Here is an 18789-nt window from a genome sequence, read left to right as displayed (position 1 = left end):
CGGGGCATCCAACTCCACCTGCTCGACCTCCTCGGCCTGGAACCCACACAACCCCGCTGGCCACAGACCTGAACGAGCTACCCGCGAAGTACGGATCTAGTTGTAGTGCCCTGATCGTGAGGGTGCGCCCGGCGGGCACACCTGGTACGCGGCAAGCCGCGTTCGCTGGGCATGCTCGGCGGGATCGACGAACACACCGACGCCGTCATGCTGGTCGGCTACCACGCCCGTGCCGGTGGCGGGCCGGCCGCGCCGGCGCAGACCATGAGCGACGACATCCTCGACGTGAGATGGCCGGGCGTTCCATGGGCGAGATCGGTCTCGACGTCGCCAGTGGCCGGGCACATGGGCGTGCCGGTCGTGCTGTTCAGCGGCGACGACACCGCCTGCGCCGAACTGAGCGATCCGGTCCCCCTCCGCGGGCGATCCGGTCCTCTCCGCGGTCACCGTCGCGGCCAGGCTGCCCCTGTCGTCCTGCACCCCGAAGAGGCCCGGGAGCGCCTGCGCCGGGCGGCGGCCGAAGCCACGGCGCGGCGGGCACGGGTTTCACCGCCGGCCAGGGACGGGCCGCCGGCTGTGGAGGTCGACCTCCACAGCCCGTCCACGGTTGATCTGGCGACACTCGTGCCGGGTGTCTCACGCGCCGAGGGCGGCCGTACGGTCACGTTCACCGCCACCGACTTCGCCGAGGCCTGCCGGCTGGCGCTGCTGCGCGTCCAGCTCGCCACCGTCAAGCCTGGGCAGTGGTGTGATCACCCGGGCGCGGCGGCAGTAGCGTCGGCGCACTGTCCGGCCTGCTCCGGGCACGGAAGCTTCCGTCAGCGTAGCCAGGTCGGCCTGCGTGCCCGGACCGGGCGGCCCGTCCGGCCCCACACCGGACGGGAAGCGGGAACACGTCCGACCGGCGCGGTGACCACTCCACCGACCGGCGGACGTTCCCGTTCGCAGCGTGAGATGTGCGCGGCAGCTCCGGGCGCGTGTGGTCGCGGCCAGCACACTGGCCGCGCGCGGGCACATCACACATGCTGAGCGAGCGCGTGCGCTCCACGTGTACTGGCCGGTGGCAGCCGAGAGACAGCGGCGCAAGTCCCGCCCGGTCGGCGAACGTCACCGGCCGGCCGGGTCAGGCCTCATCCGCGTGGATGGCGCAATCGCGCCGAGACCCAGCGGGCCCGCCGGCGCAGAATGCGCGGAATGCCGAGCCGGGGATCATGCAGAACATGCATATCGTGCACCCGGCCCTGGGGGCCGCCCCCCTCATGAGTGCTCGGACCCGCCGTGGCGGTCGAGCGACGGTTGCGTGCTGCGTCACCGAAGTCGTGCGTCCAGCCCATACCCCGACGTCTGCCCGCGCCTCATGGTCGGTAACCGCCCATCCGTCAGCCAATTGGCCTATGCACCGGGCAATTGGCTGTTCGTCGGACAACTGTGCCCGTACGGCTACCGATCGGGCTCGGGATCCTTGAGCCAGTTGATGAGTTCGGCCGAGAACCCGGCCGGATCCTCCTCGTGGGGGAAGTGACCCAGACCGTCGAAAAGTCGCCAACGGTACGGCGCTTCGACATACTCGCCGGACCCCGCCGCGCTCCGCGTACGGATCGCCGGATCGAGTGAACCGTGCAGATGCAGTGTGGGTACCCGCACCGGGCGCTTCATCCGCCGGTTGAACTGGATTCCGTCCGGGCGGGCCAGGGAGCGGACCATCCAGCGGTACGGCTCGATCGAGCAGTGCGCCGTCGACGGGATGCACATCGCGCGACGGTAGACGTCCACCGTCGCCTCATCAGGGAACTCCGGGGTCCGGGGGCCCGCCCAGTCGTGGATCAGTCGGCCCACCAACGCGGCGTCGTCCGCGACGAGCTGACGCTCCGGTACCCACGGACGCTGAAAACCCCAGATGTACGAGCCGGCCCGGGTCTGCGCGAAGTCGGAGAGCATCGAGGAACGCCAGCGGCGCGGATGCGGCATCGAGGAGACCACGAGGCGGCGGACCAGCTTCGGCCGCATCACCGCGGCCGTCCATGCGAGGTACCCGCCCATGTCATGGCCGACCAGGGCCGCGTCCGGTTCGCCGAGGGAGCGGATCACGCCGGTGATGTCGAGCGCCAGATTGGCGGGGTCGTATCCCCGGGGCGTACGGTCGCTGCCGCCGACTCCGCGCAGATCCATGGCCACGGCGCGGAAACCGGCGTCGGCCAGCGCGGTGAGCTGATGCCGCCAGGTCCACCAGAACTGCGGGAAGCCGTGCAGCAACAGCACCAGCGGTCCCTCGCCGAGTTCGGCGATGTGGAAGCGGGCGCCGTTGGCCGCCACGTCCCGATGGGTCCACGGTCCGTCGAGTCGCACGGGCCCACCGGCGCCGACCGGGCCGGGGGACGCGGAGGAACTCGGTGGGCCGGAGGGCTTGGTCGGGGCGGTGGGGCTGTCCACATCTGCCCGGCCGTCCACGTTCGCCCGGCTGTCCATGCCCGGCGCCTGGCCGTCCGAACCTACCGGATCTTCCGGGCCTACTGGTCCTACTGGGTCGGATGCGCTGGAATCGGGGACCGTCATGTGGACGAGCGTGCCACAGCCGACGCCTTGTCCTGGACCGGAGCCTTCTCCAAGGCCTTGTCCGCCTGCGTACTGCCCGTGACGGCCGGACGGCTCGCCCCGGCCGTCACAGCGGGCCGCGGGTGCGGCCTGACGCCCTGAAGCACCGCCGCCGTCTGCTTGGCCGACGCGATGGACTTCCGCGGCGGCTTCACCTTCTTGAGCTTGACGAACGCGAACAGGCCAAGAAGGATCCCCAGAAGGATGAACCCGAGGCCCGTGTACAGGAACGACAGGCCGAGCCCGGGGCCCAAGCTGTGGATCCCGTACGCCGCCGCGAAGCTCAGTACGGGGAGCGCGAACACAATCAGCACGCCCGCGACGATGAACGCCACGCTCCCGGTGGCACCGCGCCTGACGTCCTGCCGGGCCTCGGCCTTGGCCAGCGCGATCTCGTCGTGCACCAGTGCGGACATCTCGGCCGTCGCCGCGGCGACCAGTTGTCCGAGACTGCGGTCGGCGCTGCCCGCGTTGTTGCCGGGGTGGCTCATCCCTGACTCCCTCTCCTGCTCTCCTGCTCAACACATCTGGTGTCAGATCATGCCGGACCGTCCGGCTCGCTGCTCGCTGCCCTCGCCAGTTGGGCAAGACGGCGGTGTTCGGCCGCCTTCTTCTCGTAGATCACGGCCATGCGCAGGTGGTACTCCGGGTCGCCCTGTTCGTAGACGTCGGGCACACCGTCCTCGTCCTCGTCGAGTTCCTCGGCCTCGTACAGCGCCCGGTACTTTCGGACCCGGAGTTTGAGCAGTACAGCGGAGAGTACGGCGGCTGTCAGGGAGCCGAGCAGCACGGCGGCCTTGACCTCGTTGATCATGTCCTTGTCGCCGACGAAGGCCAGCTCGCCGATGAGCAGCGAGACGGTGAAGCCGATGCCGGCGAGCGTGGCGACCGCGAAGACATCCGCCCAGGCCAGGTCCTTGTTCAGCTCGGCCTTGGTGAAGCGGGCGGCCAGCCACGTACCACCGAAGATGCCTACTGTCTTGCCGACGACGAGCCCCAGGACGACACCGAGCGTCTCGGGCCGGGTGAAGACGTCCGCCAGTGCGCCGCCGGAGAGGGAGATACCGGCTGAGAAGAGGGCGAACAGCGGCACGGCGATACCGGCCGACAGCGGGCGGATCAGGTGCTCGATGTGTTCGCCGGGGGATAGGGCCTCGCCCTCACGCCGGACGCAGCGGAGCATCAGGCCCATGGCGACTCCGGCGATCGTGGCGTGGATGCCGCTGTTGTACATGAGGCCCCAGATGACCAGGGCGAGCGGTACGTAGATGTACCAGCCGTGCACGTTCCTGCGCAGCAGCAGATAGAAGACGGCCAGACCGATGAAGGCGCCGAGCAACGCCATGAAGTTGATCTGCTCGGTGAAGAAGATCGCGATGATCAGGATCGCGAAGAGGTCGTCGACGACGGCGAGGGTCAGCAGAAAGGCGCGCAGCGCGTTCGGCAGCGAGGTGCCGATGACCGCGAGGACGGCGAGCGCGAAGGCGATGTCGGTGGCGGTGGGGACGGCCCAGCCGCCCGTGGATCCCCCGCCGAACACCGCCACGAGTGTGTAGACGACGGCCGGAACCGCCATTCCGCACAGCGCGGCGACGACCGGGAGAGCGGCCGCCTTGGGGTCGCGCAGTTCGCCCGCGACCAGTTCCCGTTTGAGTTCCACACCCGCGACGAAGAAGAAGATCGCGAGCAGCCCGTCCGCCGCCCAGTGCTGCACGGAGAGATTGAGGCCCAGCGACGCGGGACCGAAGTGGAAGTCGCTGACGGCGGCGTAACCGGATCCGAAGGTGTTCGCCCACACCAGGGCGGCTATGGCGGCGACCAGCAGGATGACTCCGCCGACGGTCTCGGTGCGCAGGGCGTCCGCAAGAAAGTTCCGCTCGGGCAGGGACGGACGTCCCAGAAAGGTACGGCGCGAGGGTGTGGGGGTGGGGGTGGGCGCGGCCACGAGCGGGGACCTCCGGGTCGGTACGGCAGCGATGGCATGGCTGATGCACTTGCCGACCAGACTTCCCGGCACACCCTGTGGAGATTTCTTATTGCTTTGTTGACGCGCCTGCCACTGTACCCGGGGTGCGCGGATCTGTATGCGGTGATCTTCACCTTAAATGCCTGAGGGGCACCCGGCGCGTTGCCGGATGCCCCTCGGGGACGTACTCGCTGCGGTCAGCCCCGGGAGGAGGCCGGGATCAGTCCTCGGAGGAGGACGGCAGCTGGGTCTGGATGAGGTCCATCACCGAGGAGTCGGTGAGCGTCGTGACGTCGCCCAGCTCGCGGTTCTCGGCGACGTCACGCAGCAGACGCCGCATGATCTTGCCGGAGCGGGTCTTCGGCAGTTCGGCGACCGGCAGGACCCGCTTCGGCTTGGCGATCGGGCCGAGCGTGGCGCCGACGTGGTTGCGCAGTTCCGCGACGAGTTCGTCGGAGGCGGTAGCCGTACCGCGCAATATCACGAACGCGACGATGGACTGGCCGGTCGTCTCGTCGGCGGCGCCGACCACCGCGGCCTCGGCGACCGACGGGTGCGACACGAGCGCCGACTCGACCTCGGTGGTCGAGATGTTGTGCCCGGACACGAGCATCACGTCGTCGACCCGGCCGAGCAGCCAGATGTCGCCGTCCTCGTCCTTCTTGGCGCCGTCGCCCGCGAAGTACTTGCCCTCGAAGCGCGACCAGTAGGTGTCGAGGAAGCGCTGGTCGTCGCCCCAGATGGTGCGGAGCATCGACGGCCACGGCTCGGTGAGGACGAGGTAGCCGCCCCCGCCGTTCGGAACCTCGTTGGCCTCGTCGTCGACGACCGTGGCGGAGATACCGGGCAGTGCGCGCTGGGCGCTGCCCGGCTTGGTCTCCGTCACGCCGGGCAGCGGTGAAATCATCATCGCGCCGGTCTCGGTCTGCCACCAGGTGTCCACGACCGGGCACTTGTCGGCGCCGATGTGCTTGCGGTACCACATCCACGCCTCGGGGTTGATCGGCTCACCGACCGAACCGAGGACCCGGAGACTGCTCAGGTCGAACTTGGCGGGGATGTCGTCACCCCACTTCATGAACGTACGGATCGCGGTCGGCGCGGTGTAGAGGATCGTGACGCCGTACTTCTGCACGATCTCCCAGAAACGCCCCTGGTGCGGGGAGTCGGGCGTGCCCTCGTACATGACCTGCGTCGCGCCGTTGGCCAGCGGACCGTAGACGATGTACGAGTGGCCGGTCACCCAGCCGATGTCGGCGGTGCACCAGAAGACGTCGGTCTCCGGCTTGAGGTCGAAGACCGCGTTGTGGGTGTACGCCGCCTGCGTGAGATAGCCGCCGGAGGTGTGCAGGATGCCCTTCGGCTTACCCGTCGTACCGGAGGTGTAGAGGATGAAGAGCGGCTGCTCCGCCTCGAAGGCCTCGGGGGTGTGCTCGGCGGACTGCCGGCCAGTGATCTCGTGCCACCAGACGTCGCGACCCTCGGTCCACGCGGTGTCCTGGCCGGTGCGCCGCACCACGAGGACGTGCTCGACACCGTCGATACGGGAGACGGCGTCGTCCACTGCGGGCTTGAGCGCGGACGGCTTGCCGCGGCGGTAGCCGCCGTCGGCGGTGATGACGACCTTGGCGTCCGCGTCCTGGATGCGGGCGGCGATGGCGTCGGCGGAGAAGCCTCCGAAGACCACCGAGTGCGCGGCACCGACGCGGGCACAGGCCAGCATCGCGATGGCGGCCTCGGGAATCATCGGCAGGTAGACGGCGACCCGGTCGCCCTTGCCGACACCGAGCTCGATGAGCGCGTTCGCGGCGCGCGAGACCTCGTCCTTCAGGTCGGCGTAGGTGATGGCGCGGCTGTCGCCGGGCTCACCCTCGAAGTGGATGGCCACCCGGTCGCCGTTGCCGGCCTCGACGTGGCGGTCCACGCAGTTGTACGCGACGTTGAGCTTGCCGTCCGCGAACCACTTCGCGAAGGGCGGGTTGCTCCAGTCGAGCGTCTCGGTCGGCTCCGTGGCCCAGGTCAGGCGACGGGCCTGCTCGGCCCAGAAGCCCAGCCGGTCCGCCTCGGCCTGCTCGTACGCCTCCGCTTTGACGTTGGCATTGGCGGCCAGATCGGCAGGCGGTGCGAACCGCCGCTCCTCCTTGAGCAGATTGGCCAGGCTTTCGTTGCTCACGACATCTCCCATTCCCAGGGTGTCCGTTGTGTCCCGGGGCATAGCTCATCAGGCCAAAGGCCGGGTGACAAGTGTCTGCCCGGAATTGGTTTAGACCTGTGTCTCGTGTATGGAGACACTGCCCCGCCTCCATGCGCGTCGTGGTGCGGCGTGTCGCGGTGCGGAGCAGAACGACACGGCGCGGTGCCACGTGGAGGCGGGACCACAAGGTGTCACGGACCGGAGGTGCGTGTGGTTCAGACGCCGGTGCGTTCCCGATCGCCCGGACCGGAGGGATCATCCGGGACGGTGGTGTCCCTGGAGGCGTCGCGTCTGCCCGAGGTACGGGATTCGGCCAGGGCGTGGGTGTGGCCGGAGGCTGGGAATGCGGCCGGGGTGTCGGTGGTGCCGGAGGCTGGGAATTCGTCGGTGGCGCCGGAAGCATGGGATTCGCCCAGGGCGTGTCCGCTGCCCGAGGCTTGGGCATCGGATGCGGTGTGGGCGTCGCCGGGGCCAACGCGGTCGAAGACCTCGTCGAGGGCCAGCCCGGCACTCGCGTCTTCGGTCAGCAGATACGCCTGCGCCTCGCCCACGTGGAAGTACATCCCGTGCAGCTGGAGCGTGCCTTCGGCGAGCCGCCTCGCCACCGACTCATGGGCGCGCAGATGGTCCAATTGCTGGACCACATTGGTGAGGCAGAGCTGCTCCAGAGAATCGGCCGGCAGCCGGCCGGAGATCCGGGCCCAGGTGTGATGCCGCGACGCCATCCGCTCCAGGCTCGGCAGCCCGTGTCTCAGCCAGCGCCACAGGGAGGTTCGCGGAGTGTCCCGACCCGGCTTGGCTCCGAGCAGAGCCTGCATCGCGCCGCAGCCGGAGTGGCCACAGACGGTGATGGACTCCACCTTCAGCACATCCACCGCGTACTCGATCGCGGCGCCCACCGAGTCGTCACTCGACTCGGTGTCCGGCGGCGGCACCAGATTGCCGACGTTGCGCACGGTGAACAGATCCCCCGGGCCGCTGGCCGTGATCATGCTGGTGACCAGGCGGGAGTCGGCGCAGGTGATGAAGAGCTGAGAGGGGCGCTGGCCCTCGCGGGCCAACCGGGCCAGTTCCTCGCGCACCAACGGAGCGGTGTTGCGCTGGAACGAACTCAGACCGTTGACCAGGCGGTTGTCCCCGGTTCGGCGCGGGCCGGCGGTGGGCGCGGCGGCCGGGGCGGGAGCGCTGGGGGCTCCGGACGCGGGGGCGGAGGTGCCGTCGGTGCCGGGGACCGGGCTCTGGGCGGCGCCCGAGGCGGGGTCCGCACCGAGGTGGTCGGTGCCGAAGGCGCTGTCCGGGACGTGACGGGTCTCGGGCGTCTGCTCGGGCCGGTCGTGGCAGTGATGGTTGCGCCACGGTGTCCAGGGGCGGCAGCAGGAGTGCGCTGCCGAAGAGGGCTCGGCGATCCGGCCGCCGGGCCTCCCGGTGAAGACGACCCGGCCGCCGTGGGCCGTCTGGGCAAGGCTCCAGTCCTGGATCGTCTCGTACGCCGCGTGGTCCATGAAGAAGCCGTCCAGCTCGACGACGGCATCCCCGCCCTGCGGCAGCTGCGCGAGAGTCCGGCTGAGCCGAGGCACCGCGAGGAACGTCAACTGACCCCGTACGACAACCAGATGCCGTCCACCTTGATCGGCCACGGTGATCCTGGTCCGGGCCAGCCGGTGCAGGGCGACGGCCACGGCCACCGCGATGCCGATCGCCACACCCTTGAGCACGCCGAAGAGGACCACTCCGGTGATCGTCGCCCCGTACACCAGGAATTCCCGGTGCTTATGCACCTTGCGAATGTGGGCGAAGCTCACCATCTGGATGCCGACCATCATGACCAGCGCGGCGAGCGCGGCCAGCGGAATCCACTCCAGCACGGTGACAAGCAGCCCGGTTGCGAGCACCACCCAGACACCGTGCAGCACGGTGGAGGCGCGGCTCGTCGCCCCGGCCCGCACGTTCGCGGAACTGCGCACCGCGCCACCGGACACCGCCAGCCCGCCCACCAGCCCGGACAGGGTGTTGGCGATGCCCTGGGCCCGCAGCTCACGATCGAGATCGGAGCGCCTGACGGGTGGTGGGGCGGGCGCCGTCGGAGGCGGCGATGTCGTCGGCGGGGGCAGGGGCGGGGACGAGGGCGAAGAAGGTGAGGGGGACGGAGGCGAGGTCGAGCCTGGCCCAGAACCCGAGGCAGGTGTTGAGTTCGGGGGTGGTTTCGAACCCGAGAACGGTGTCGACTCCGGCGAGCCCGGTGTCGAGCCCGGTGTCGAGCCCGGTGTCGAGCCCGAGGCCGGCTTCGAGCCGGAGGCCGGCTTCGAGCCGGAGGCCAGTGTCGTTCTCGTCTGCGACGCTGACGCCGACGCCGGTTCGGACGCCAGGCCGGGCTTGGATCGGGCGGAAACTCGCACGCCGGTGCGGTCGGCCGAGAGTTTGTCCACGGCGACCGCGGCGAGCAGTGACTCCAGGCTGGCCACCAGCATTACGGTGAATACCGCGGTGGCCAGGGCGAGTACGGGGCCATGTGGCATCTCCGGCAGGGCGTGCGAGCGCCAGGACGGCAGATCGACCCGGGCGATCCCGGGCGCCGCGACCGCAGCCACCGCTGTCGCGGTCACCACCGCGGCGAGGGCAGCCGGAATCCGCCGTACCACTCGGCCGACGCGTCCCGGAAACCGTGGCCACAGGACCAGAACTGCGATGGTCAGCAAGCCGATCAGCGGGGCGGCCGGACGCACCCGCCCCAACTGGTCTGGAAGCGCCAGAGAATTGGCGACCGCCGAACTCTGCGGCGAACCGCCGAGAACGATGTGCACCTGGGCGAGGGCGATGGCGATGCCGATTCCGGCGAGGGTGCCGTGCACGATGGCGGGGCTGACCGCGAGGGCGCTGCGCGCCGCCCGTAGCGAGCCCAGCAGGATCTGCAGCAGTCCGGCGCCGATGGTGATCGCGCAGGTGGTGCGCCAGCCGTAGATCTGGATCAACTCGGCTGTGACCACGGTCAGTCCGGCGGACGGGCCGCTGACCTGGAGGGGTGTGCCGCCGAGCAGCCCGGCGACGATGCCGCCGATCGCGGCGGAGATGAGACCGGCCTCCAGCGGGGCGTCCATGGCGACGGCGAGGCCGAGCGACATGGGGACGGCGAGCAGGAAGACCGTGATCGATGCGGACAGGTCGGCGCCCGCGATGCGGAATCGTCCGCCACGTGGTGGCGGAGGCGGGCTGTGTGGTCGCTTGATTCCCGAGGCGCGGGGCGGGCGCGAACTGCGGGATGTGTGGTCATGGCGAGTGGGGACGCAGGCAGACATGTTCCCGTCTCCTCCGGGGCAGCGCGGTCGCGGAACGTGGGGACGCGGCCGTGGGTCACGGCGTGCAGCGGCGGGATTTCTCAACTCTCAGTAAACAGATCGTAATGGAGAGTAAAGGTTTGTGTCCATGCTTGAGGGTAAATGGACTATGCAATCACCCATTCAAGTGAATAGGCAGTTTTTCATCCGGTCTGTCGTACTGGTTTAGGTAGAACCGTGTGCGACCTTGACCGCGCGGGTTGGGATTTTTCTACGCAAATTACCTGCGAGGAAGAGGGCGGGTGGATGCTGGCTGCCACGAAGAGGGGCGTCACGAAGGGAATCGCCGCCCGGGTTTCCCTGGGCATGATGGCCGTTGTGCTGATCGCGGGAATGGCCGGTTGCTCCTCCGGCCCGGACTCCGTTGTCGGAGCCGCCGGACCCGGCGCCGCGAAGCGGGACGCCGTGGTGAGGAAGAAGATCTCTCAAGTCGCGCCCAAGAGCCCGTTCCGACTCATCGGCGACGGCTCCACGGCCTTCACGGGAATCCAGCCGAAGCAACCCGTGGCACAGCGCCTGGCGCCCGGCCGGAAGCCGCCGCAGTTCGTGGTGTTCTCGTGGGACGGCGCCGGAGAGGACAGCCAGAAGCTGTTCTCACACTTCCGTGAGGTGGGCAGGAAGTACCACGCGAACATGACGTACTTCCTCAGCGGCGTGTACCTGCTGCCCGAAGACAAACGCAAGCTCTACGACCCGCCGAAGCACAAGATCGGCAGCTCCGACATCGGCTTCAATGACACCGAGGGGATCCGGAACACCATCACCCAGGTGCGGGGGGCCTGGGAGGACGGCGACGAGATCGGCACCCACTTCAACGGCCACTTCTGCGGTCCCGAGGGAGGTGTCGGCACCTGGTCCGTCGATCAGTGGAAGAGCGAGATCGACCAGGCCAAGTCCTTTGTGAAGAGCTGGAAGACCAACGACCCCGGCCTCAAGGGTGAGAAGCCGCTTCCCTTCGACTACGACAAGGAACTCATCGGCGGCCGCACCCCTTGTCTGGAGGGGCAGAAGAACATGGTGGCCGCAGCGCGGACGATGGGGTTCCGATACGACTCCAGCGGCGTCAACGACCAGGTCTGGCCGAAGAAGAAGGACGGCATCTGGGACCTGTCGATGCAGCTCGTTCCGGTCCCCGGCCGCGAGTTCGAAACCCTCTCGATGGACTACAACTTCATGTTCAACCAGACCGGTACGACGCAGGGCGACTCAAGTCGGCACGCGTTCTGGGGCAAGCAGATGCGTGACGGCTTGATCCAGGCCTTCGACCGCGCCTACGACGGAAACCGCGCTCCGCTGATCATCGGCAATCACTTCGAGTCCTGGAACGGTGGCACGTACATGCGCGCCGTCGAAGAGACCATCGCGACGGTCTGCGCCAAGAAGGACGTCCGCTGCGTGTCCTTCCGGCAGCTGGCCGACTGGCTGGACGCGCAGGACCCGGCAACGCTGGCGAAGCTCGGCACCCTTGATGTCGGGCAGGCCCCGGCGAAGGGCTGGGTGGATTTCCTCGGCGAAGCCGGGAAGGCGGGGGTGGAATCCGGCAGGGATTCGGATGTCGGCGACGCGTCGGATGTCGACGAGGCGTCGGGCGTCGGCGAGACTCACGCGGAGTTCGGTGCGGATCGGACCGGCCGCTAGCTGGTTGAACGCGCTCTCTGATCGTGTTCTCCTGCCGTGCCTGCCGTGCCTGCCGTGCCTGCCGTGCCTGCCGTGCCTGCCGTGCCTGCCGTGCCTGTCGGCCGGGCTCACCGACCGCGCTTGGTGAGCGGGGCCTGGATCGTTCCAGCGATTGCGTAAGGCGGGTGAGTTGTCCGCCGCTCGGTCGTGGTCGGCAGCTGAAGGCGCGACGGCACCCCGGCAGGAAGAGCGCGTGCTCCCGGCCGGGGCGCCGACCGATCAGGCAGGCTGAGCGGCGCCGTCCTGCGCGAACCGTTCGTCGAGCACGAAGGCGGGGTCGACCTGGGCAGCCAGATCGGCACCCGTCTTCTCGTTGCCCCAGCTCTCCGCGTTCTTCAGATGGAAATGCACCATCTGTCGCGTGTAGCGCTCCCAGTCCCGTTGCTCGTACGAATCCTCCGCCGCGTTCTGCAGCGCCTGCAGGGCCATCCGGTTGTCCGCCTCCAGCAGCTCGAAGCGGTCGGGCCTGCCCTTCTCCATCGCGCGTACCCAGTCGGAGTGCCCGACGCTGACGAGCAGGTCGTCTCCCGCCTCGGCACGCAGGAAGTCCAGATCGTCCTGGCCCTGCACCTTGTTGCCGACGACCTTCAGTGCGACCCCGAAGTCCCGCGCGTACTCCTTGTACTGGCGGTAGACCGAGACACCCTTGCGGGTGGGCTCGGCGACCAGGAACGTCATGTCGAATCGGGTGAACATCCCGGAAGCGAAGGAGTCCGAGCCCGCTGTCATGTCGACGACGACATAGTCGTCGGGGCCGTCGACGAGATGGTTGAGGCAGAGCTCGACCGCACCGACCTTGGAGTGGTAGCAGGCCACGCCCAGATCCGACTCGGTGAAGGGGCCGGTGGCCATCAGCCGGACCTCCCCTTCGTCGAGCCGGACCGTGCGGGCGCACGCGTCGTAGATCGGGTTGTCCTCGCGGACCCTCAGCAGCCGCGAGCCCTCGCCGGGCGGAGTCGTTTTGATCATCGTCTCGGCGGAGGCGATGCGGGGGTTGCTGCCGCGCAGATACTCCTTGATCAGCGGTAGCTGGGCGCCCATGGCGGGCAGTGCTGCGGCCTCCTGGTCATCGAGGCCGAGCGCGGCCCCGAGGTGCTGGTTGATGTCGGCGTCCACCGCGACGACATGGGCTTCATTGGCGGCAAGGTGGCGGATGAAGAGCGAGGACAGCGTGGTCTTGCCGCTGCCGCCCTTCCCTACGAAAGCGATCTTCATGTTCACCTAGGGTAGCGGTGCAATTGCGGAACGCTGTCACACTTCGTGAAGATGGCCACTCCCGGGCGGTATCCGAGTGGGGGACGCGTAGCCTCCCTACTTATGAGTACGACTGCCTCTGACCCGCTTGCCACCCTGGGCGCCCTGCCGGGAGTCGCCGATGCGGTGGACTCCGTACGCAAGGCCGTCGACCGGGTCTACGGTCACCGCGTCATGCGGCGCCGCAGCAACGAGGTCACCGCGGAAGCGGCCCTGCGTGGCGCCCGTGGCTCGGCGGCGCTGTCCGGTGCCGACTGGGACCTGGAGGAGGTGCGGCGGCGCACCGACTTCAGCGGTGACGACGAGGCGCATGTGATCGGGGCGGCCCTGAGGCTGTCCGCCGAAGCAGGTCAACTCCTGTCCATCTGGCGGCAGTCGCCGCTGCGCGTCCTGGCACGGCTGCATCTGGTTGCCGCCGGTGGCGCGGCACCCGAGGACGCTGTCGGCCGGCCACGGCTGGCGGGCGAGCCCGTGGACGAACCGCTGATCGAAGCGCCGCTGCCGGACGCCGACGAAGTGGCCGGGAGGCTGGAGGGGCTGTCCGGGTTGATCCTCTCGGGCACTGCGGCGCCCGCGCTGGTGACGGCGGCCGTCGTGCACGGTGAATTGCTGGCCCTGCGCCCGTTCGGCTCGTACAACGGCCTCGTCGCTCGGGCCGCGGAGCGGATCGTGCTGATCGGGAGCGGACTCGACCCCAAATCGATCTGCCCGGCCGAGGTGGGCCACGCCGAGCAGGGGCGCGCGGCGTACCTTGCGGCATTCGACGGCTATCTGCAGGGGACGCCGGCGGGGATGGCGTCCTGGATCGCGCACTGCGGACGCGCCGTGGAGCTGGGCGTCAGGGAATCGACGGCAGTGTGCGAGGCCCTTCAGCGCGGCGCCGCCTGAGAGCCTGTCGGGCGGCCTTCGATCGGACAGCGGACGCGGTCTGGTGCGTGCGATTCCAAGGCGCCGGGATGTCCTCGGACGGGGTCTCCCCTGCTCGAACGAAGCTGAGAGCTCGGGGATGAAGCTACCAGGGCATTTCGGCAACGCGGGAGGAGGTCCCCCTGGCCCTCAATGCCTTGGGGGAGTGCGTGCCAGGGCGTGGCCGCCCGATCAGAGGCCGCCCGACAGGCTCTAAGCTTGGCGTTTATGCTGCCTGCCGCTTTGCGGCGGACTTCACAGTCGCCGTACAGGGCTCCATGCCCGCGCCGGTGCTCGGGCGCCAGTGACAGCTCGACCAGCGTCTTGACCGGACCCTCCGTGCACAGCAGCGCGTCGGTCAGCTCGAACAGCGCATCCGCGCGGCCGGGCAGACTGGCGTAGAAGTCGGTCCGGAACCGGGACAACACGGTCAGCGAGTCGACGTGGGCAGCATCGTCCAGCAGACTCACCCTCACGGCCTTTGTTGTGATCAACGTCGACTTCAGCGAGAAGACATGATCACGCAAAGGCCGCCCTGCTGTCTGCAGAACGACGAGGCCCGTGGCCAGCTCAACGAGCTGACCACGGGCGGGAGCTTAAACGCCAAGCTAAGGGCTGTCCCGTAATCCCTGGCCGACGCACGGGCGACGGGAGGTTGGGCCGCCACGACGGGGCGGGCCTGCGGCGCATCGGTGACTCCGCCGGGTTGCTTTTCCGCTGCGGCCCCGGAGCCCTGGTTCGACGGCTGCGTAACTCCACCGCGATACCTTCACCGAAGTAACCTCTCGGCCCCATAGAAGGGTTGCGGCGGTACCGTCCTCGGTACCGCCGCTGGCATGTCTACCCAGTTACCATGCGTCCTCGATATGTGCCCATCAGGTCGGGGGCTTTGCCCGTTCCTGGTGCGGCTGGCCCGTAATCGACGGGTCGACGTCGCGTGGGTGCTCGGTTTTCATGCTCGGTCCGTGGGGCCTTCTCTGCGTTACAGGTAATCCTTTCGGATGTCCTTGGTCTCGCGGGCCGTTGAGTCCTTTGTACTCCAGCCCCGTGGTGAGCGGTAGTGCTGGCCACACTTCTTTACTTTTAGGTTCAATTACGGGCGAGTCGGGCAATTGGCTTCGGTGGGCGAACGGGGCCGATCAGCTGGGGTGTTCGTTGTTCGGGCGGCTGGGTGGAGCAGGGTGGGGAAGAGTGGGCGGAGGATGCGCTCGGAGCGTCGCCCGGCCCGTGCTTCAGACGGAGGGGGCGGTGGGCCGACGGCGGGAGGTGTACCAGACGAGTCCCGCTGTGACGGCCGCCGCGCCCACCGCTGCCGCCGCGACCAGGGCGGGGCGCGGTGGCAGCGAGAACGAGGGCAACCGTTGCTTGAGTCGGACCGGCCGATCGAAGACGAGAATCGGCCACTCGCGGAGGGTCGCTTCGCGCCGCAACGCACGGTCCGGATTCACTGCGTGCGGGTGCCCGACCGACTCCAGCATCGGTACATCGGTCACGGAATCGCTGTAGGCGTAGCAGCGCGACAGGTCGTATCCCTCCGATACGGCCAGCGCCTTGATCGCCTCGGCCTTCGTCGGCCCGTACGCGTAGTACTCCACTTCACCGGTGAAGCAGCCGTCGTCGCCGACGACCATTCGAGTGGCGACGACTCGGTCGGCGCCGAGTAGCTCGCCGATCGGTTCGACGACCTCGGCGCCCGAGGTCGAGACGATCACCACGTCGCGTCCGGCGGTGTGGTGTTCCTCGATGAGCGTCGCCGCTTCGTCGTAGATGATCGGGTCGATCAGATCGTGCAGGGTCTCGGCGACGATTTCCTTCACTTGTCGGACGTTCCAGCCCTTGCAGAGCGCGGAGAGGTATTCCCGCATCCGCTCCATCTGGTCGTGATCTGCGCCCCCGGCAAGGAACACGAACTGTGCGTACGCAGTGCGCAGTACAGCGCGGCGGTTGATCAGTCCGCCTTGGTAGAAGGACTTGCTGAAGGTCAGCGTCGAAGACTTCGCAATGACCGTCTTGTCCAGGTCAAAGAAGGCTGCTGTGCGCGGCAAGAAGCGGTTTTCCACAAGGCAGAGCATAGGGGGCCACCATTCGGCGTAAACTCTGGCGCGTGGGTTTGCCTGAGAAGGCTCTCGGGTACACCATGGAAGTCACGGATCGTTCGCGACCGTGCTAACCCGGTCCGGCTCCTCCCCCCCCGAGTCGGCCGTGGGGACGACCCCCGCTCTCCCCCCCGGCGGGGGTCGTCGCATGTCCGGACACGTTTCTGCTGTTCGGAATCAAGCATTCTGCCTCCATTTCGGCCGTGACGGCCCGCTTCTCGGTCCGCTCTCGCCATCGTGGACCGTCACGGTGCGTAGCGGAAGGGGTGCTCTCCGGAAGTCGCCGGTATGGGTGACGGAGATATTCACAACGACGGAGTTGTCCACAGTTTCCGAGCAAGATCCACACGATTTCCCGAAGCGCTGCACGGTGATTCCAGCCGCGAAGTCCGCGGGTCGTGGAATCGCTGATCTCGGAACGCTCCGAGATCAGCGCGAACCGCGATGAAGGTGCAGTGAGAAGGGGGCGGAGATCGTGGCTGATTCCATCGCACGGGACCGTCTGTCGATCGCCGAAGTGCGACGGGGCGGACCGCTGATCGTGACCGAGGACGTGGAACTCCTCGACGATCTGCTGAGGCTGTGTGCGGCCGCCGGAGCTGAACCGGAAGTTCATCACTCGCTGCCCGAACGCAGGGGCGGCTGGGAGCAGGCGCCGATCGTTCTCGTGGGGGACGATGCCGCCCAACGGTGCCGCGGAGCGGTACGCAGGCGCGGCGTGATGCTCGTCGGCCGGGACCAGGACGTCCCGGATGTCTGGCGTCGCGCCGTGGAGATCGGGGCCGAGTATGTGCTGAGGCTGCCCGATTCGGAAGGCTGGCTCGTCGACCAGATCGCCAACGCGGCGGAAGGCGTAGGTCGGCCGGCGCTCACCGTCGGGGTGATCGGCGGCCGGGGCGGCTCCGGCGCGTCCACACTGGCCTGCGCCCTCGCGGTGACCGCAGCCAGGGCGGGGCGGCGGACCATGCTGATCGACGGTGACCCGCTCGGCGGGGGCATCGATGTGCTGCTGGGCGGGGAACGGGCCGAGGGGATGAGGTGGCCGGATTTCGCCCATTCCAAAGGGCGAGTCGGCGGACGCGCGCTGGAGGAGTCGCTGCCCTCACTGCACGGGTTGCGGGTGCTCAGCTGGGGCCGCGACGACTGGGTGGTCATCCCGCCCCGGGCCATGCAGGCCGTGCTGGCCGCCGCGCGCAGGCTCGGCGGAGTGGTGGTCGTCGACCTGCCGCGCCGGGTGGACGAGTCAGTGGCCGAGGCTCTCTCGCAGCTGGACCTCGGGCTGTTGGTGGTCCCCGGGGAGCTTCGTGCGGTCGCGGCGGCGAAACGGGTGGCGTCGATGGCCGGGATGGTCCTGAACGACCTTCGGGTGGTTGTCCGCGGTCCGTACGCGGCGGGCCTCGACGAGCGATGGGTGGCGCAGGCGCTCGGCTTGCCGCTCGCCGGTGAACTCCCGGTCGACGGCGGGCTGCTGGCGGCCCAGGACGGCGGCGCGCCGCCCGGCGGCCGTGGGCGCGACCCGCTGGCCAGATTCTGTACCGCGTTCTGGGAGCAGGCCCTCGTCCCGGAGGGTGCGGGGGGACGTGCCGGAGGCGGTGCGTCATGACCGAGACGCTGCTCGACGCCGTACGGCAGCGGCTGGCGCAGAGCGGCGCCGCCGCGACCCCGGCCGGGGTCGCGGCCGCTTTGCGGGCCCAGGGGCGACTGCTCGGCGATGCCGAAGTGCTCGGTGCGGCTGATGAGTTGCGCGGCGAACTGGTCGGCACCGGGGCGTTGGAGCCGCTGCTCGCCGATCCGGCGGTGACGGATGTGCTGGTTTCCGCACCGGACCGGGTATGGGTGGACCGGGGCGGCGGGCTCGAACTCACCGGGGTGACCTTCCCGGACGCCGCAGCGGTGCGCAGATTGGCGCAACGGCTGGCGGCCGTGGCGGGCCGGCGGTTGGACGACGCCCGGCCCTGGGTGGACGCACGGCTGCCGGACGGCACCCGTATGCATGCCGTGCTGCCACCGGTGTCCGTCGGCGCGACGTGCCTGTCGCTGCGGGTGGTGCGGCCCAGGGCCTTCTCGCTGACGGAGCTGGTCGCGGCGGGGACCGTGCCGCCGGGTGGTGACCGCGTGCTCAGGGCGCTGGTGGAGGCCCGGGTCTCGTATCTGATCAGTGGGGGAACGGGGGCCGGGAAGACGACCCTCCTGTCGAGTCTGCTGGGTGCCGTCGGGGAGCGCGAGCGAATCGTGCTCGCCGAGGACTCCGCGGAGCTGCGGCCGGATCATCCGCACGTGGTACGCCTGGAGTCGCGCCCCGCCAACCAGGAGGGGGCGGGGCGGGTGACCCTTCGCGACCTGGTGCGGCAGGCGTTGCGCATGCGGCCCGACCGGCTGGTGGTCGGAGAGGTCAGGGGCGCGGAGGTCACCGAGCTGCTGGCCGCCCTGAACACGGGCCATGAGGGCGGCTGCGGGACGGTTCACGCGAATGCCGCCGAGCACGTCCCGGCCCGCCTTGAGGCATTGGGCACCGCGGCGGGGCTGGACCGGACGGCGCTTCACAGCCAGCTGGCGGCGGCCCTGTCGGTGGTGGTCCACCTCGCAAGGGACCGGACCGGACAGCGGCGGATCGCCGAGGTGCAGGTCCTGGAGCGTGATGCGGCCGGGCTGGTGGTGACCGTACCCGCGCTGCGCTGGGGAGCCGACGGATTCGTGCCGGAGCGGGGTTGGGACCGGCTGCGGTCGCTGATCGGGGGTGCGCTGTGAGCGGTGGTACGACGACGGTGCTGT

General features: G+C 69.1%; 12 protein-coding genes and 2 pseudogenes. 5 read left to right on the top strand and 9 right to left on the bottom strand.

Translation table 11 applies throughout. The annotated features are described in order from the left end of the window. Window positions 1-129: 129 nt before the first annotated feature. A pseudogene (locus tag ABZ826_RS28345) lies at window positions 130-738 on the top strand (M55 family metallopeptidase); the annotation flags it as partial. Window positions 739-1130: 392 nt separating this feature from the next. Here ABZ826_RS28345 and ABZ826_RS28340 read toward each other — a convergent pair. The 6 genes from ABZ826_RS28340 to ABZ826_RS28315 all read right to left on the bottom strand — a co-directional run bounded on the left by ABZ826_RS28340 (window position 1131) and on the right by ABZ826_RS28315 (window position 10045). After that, window positions 1131-1334 (bottom strand): hypothetical protein, encoded by a 204-nt coding sequence (locus ABZ826_RS28340; RefSeq protein ID WP_361454176.1) that lies wholly within the window; start codon window positions 1332-1334, stop codon window positions 1131-1133. Between the two features lie 106 nt (window positions 1335-1440). Beyond that, window positions 1441-2553 carry an alpha/beta hydrolase gene (locus tag ABZ826_RS28335; protein WP_361454173.1) on the bottom strand — a complete coding sequence of 371 codons (1113 nt, stop codon included), beginning with the start codon at window positions 2551-2553 and terminating at the stop codon, window positions 1441-1443. Continuing rightward, complete coding sequence (locus tag ABZ826_RS28330) at window positions 2550-3083, bottom strand: phage holin family protein (protein ID WP_361454170.1); 534 nt, start codon at window positions 3081-3083, stop codon at window positions 2550-2552. Before ABZ826_RS28330 ends, ABZ826_RS28335 begins: the two co-directional genes overlap by 4 nt. A 47-nt stretch (window positions 3084-3130) precedes the next feature. After that, entirely contained in the window at window positions 3131-4537 is a 1407-nt protein-coding gene (nhaA, locus tag ABZ826_RS28325) for a Na+/H+ antiporter NhaA (RefSeq protein ID WP_361454167.1), read from the bottom strand. Between the two features lie 241 nt (window positions 4538-4778). Next, on the bottom strand, window positions 4779-6773 hold the full coding sequence (acs, locus tag ABZ826_RS28320) for an acetate--CoA ligase (protein ID WP_361454164.1): 1995 nt from the start codon (window positions 6771-6773) through the stop codon (window positions 4779-4781). Window positions 6774-6967: 194 nt separating this feature from the next. Further along, a complete protein-coding gene (locus tag ABZ826_RS28315) occupies window positions 6968-10045 on the bottom strand; it encodes a SulP family inorganic anion transporter (RefSeq protein WP_361454161.1) in 3078 nt (1025 codons plus the stop codon). Between the two features lie 285 nt (window positions 10046-10330). On the opposite strand from ABZ826_RS28315, the gene ABZ826_RS28310 reads away from it, so the two are divergent. Continuing rightward, entirely contained in the window at window positions 10331-11722 is a 1392-nt protein-coding gene (locus tag ABZ826_RS28310; protein WP_361454158.1) for a hypothetical protein, read from the top strand. A 258-nt stretch (window positions 11723-11980) separates the two neighbouring features. Here the strand turns inward: ABZ826_RS28310 and ABZ826_RS28305 are convergent, their stop codons facing one another. After that, on the bottom strand, window positions 11981-12976 hold the full coding sequence (locus ABZ826_RS28305) for an ATP-binding protein (protein WP_361454155.1): 996 nt from the start codon (window positions 12974-12976) through the stop codon (window positions 11981-11983). A 102-nt stretch (window positions 12977-13078) separates the two neighbouring features. Between ABZ826_RS28305 and ABZ826_RS28300 the strand changes: the two genes are divergently transcribed. Next, window positions 13079-13903, top strand: a complete 825-nt coding sequence (locus tag ABZ826_RS28300) for an oxidoreductase (protein ID WP_361454152.1) — start codon at window positions 13079-13081, stop codon at window positions 13901-13903. Window positions 13904-14187: 284 nt separating this feature from the next. Here the strand turns inward: ABZ826_RS28300 and ABZ826_RS28295 are convergent. Together ABZ826_RS28295 and ABZ826_RS28290 are read right to left on the bottom strand one after the other, a co-directional pair. Further along, window positions 14188-14355: pseudogene (locus ABZ826_RS28295) on the bottom strand (transposase); the annotation flags it as partial. Window positions 14356-15153: 798 nt separating this feature from the next. Further along, window positions 15154-15993, bottom strand: a complete 840-nt coding sequence (locus ABZ826_RS28290) for an HAD-IB family hydrolase (protein WP_361454149.1) — start codon at window positions 15991-15993, stop codon at window positions 15154-15156. 499 nt (window positions 15994-16492) lie between these two features. Between ABZ826_RS28290 and ssd the strand changes: the two genes are divergently transcribed. Both ssd and ABZ826_RS28280 read left to right on the top strand, forming a co-directional pair. Continuing rightward, on the top strand, window positions 16493-17620 hold the full coding sequence (ssd, locus tag ABZ826_RS28285) for a septum site-determining protein Ssd (RefSeq protein WP_361454146.1): 1128 nt from the start codon (window positions 16493-16495) through the stop codon (window positions 17618-17620). Then, complete coding sequence (locus tag ABZ826_RS28280) at window positions 17617-18765, top strand: TadA family conjugal transfer-associated ATPase (protein WP_361454143.1); 1149 nt, start codon at window positions 17617-17619, stop codon at window positions 18763-18765. The genes ssd and ABZ826_RS28280 overlap by 4 nt, the downstream gene beginning before the upstream one ends. The last annotated feature ends 24 nt before the right edge of the window (window positions 18766-18789 follow it).

Origin of the sequence: Streptomyces sp. NPDC047515 (assembly GCF_040643055.1) — a bacterium.
GTDB lineage: Bacteria > Actinomycetota > Actinomycetes > Streptomycetales > Streptomycetaceae > Streptomyces.
The sequence above is the reverse complement of the archived record's forward strand: the minus strand, read 5'-3'. Positions and strand labels throughout refer to the sequence as shown.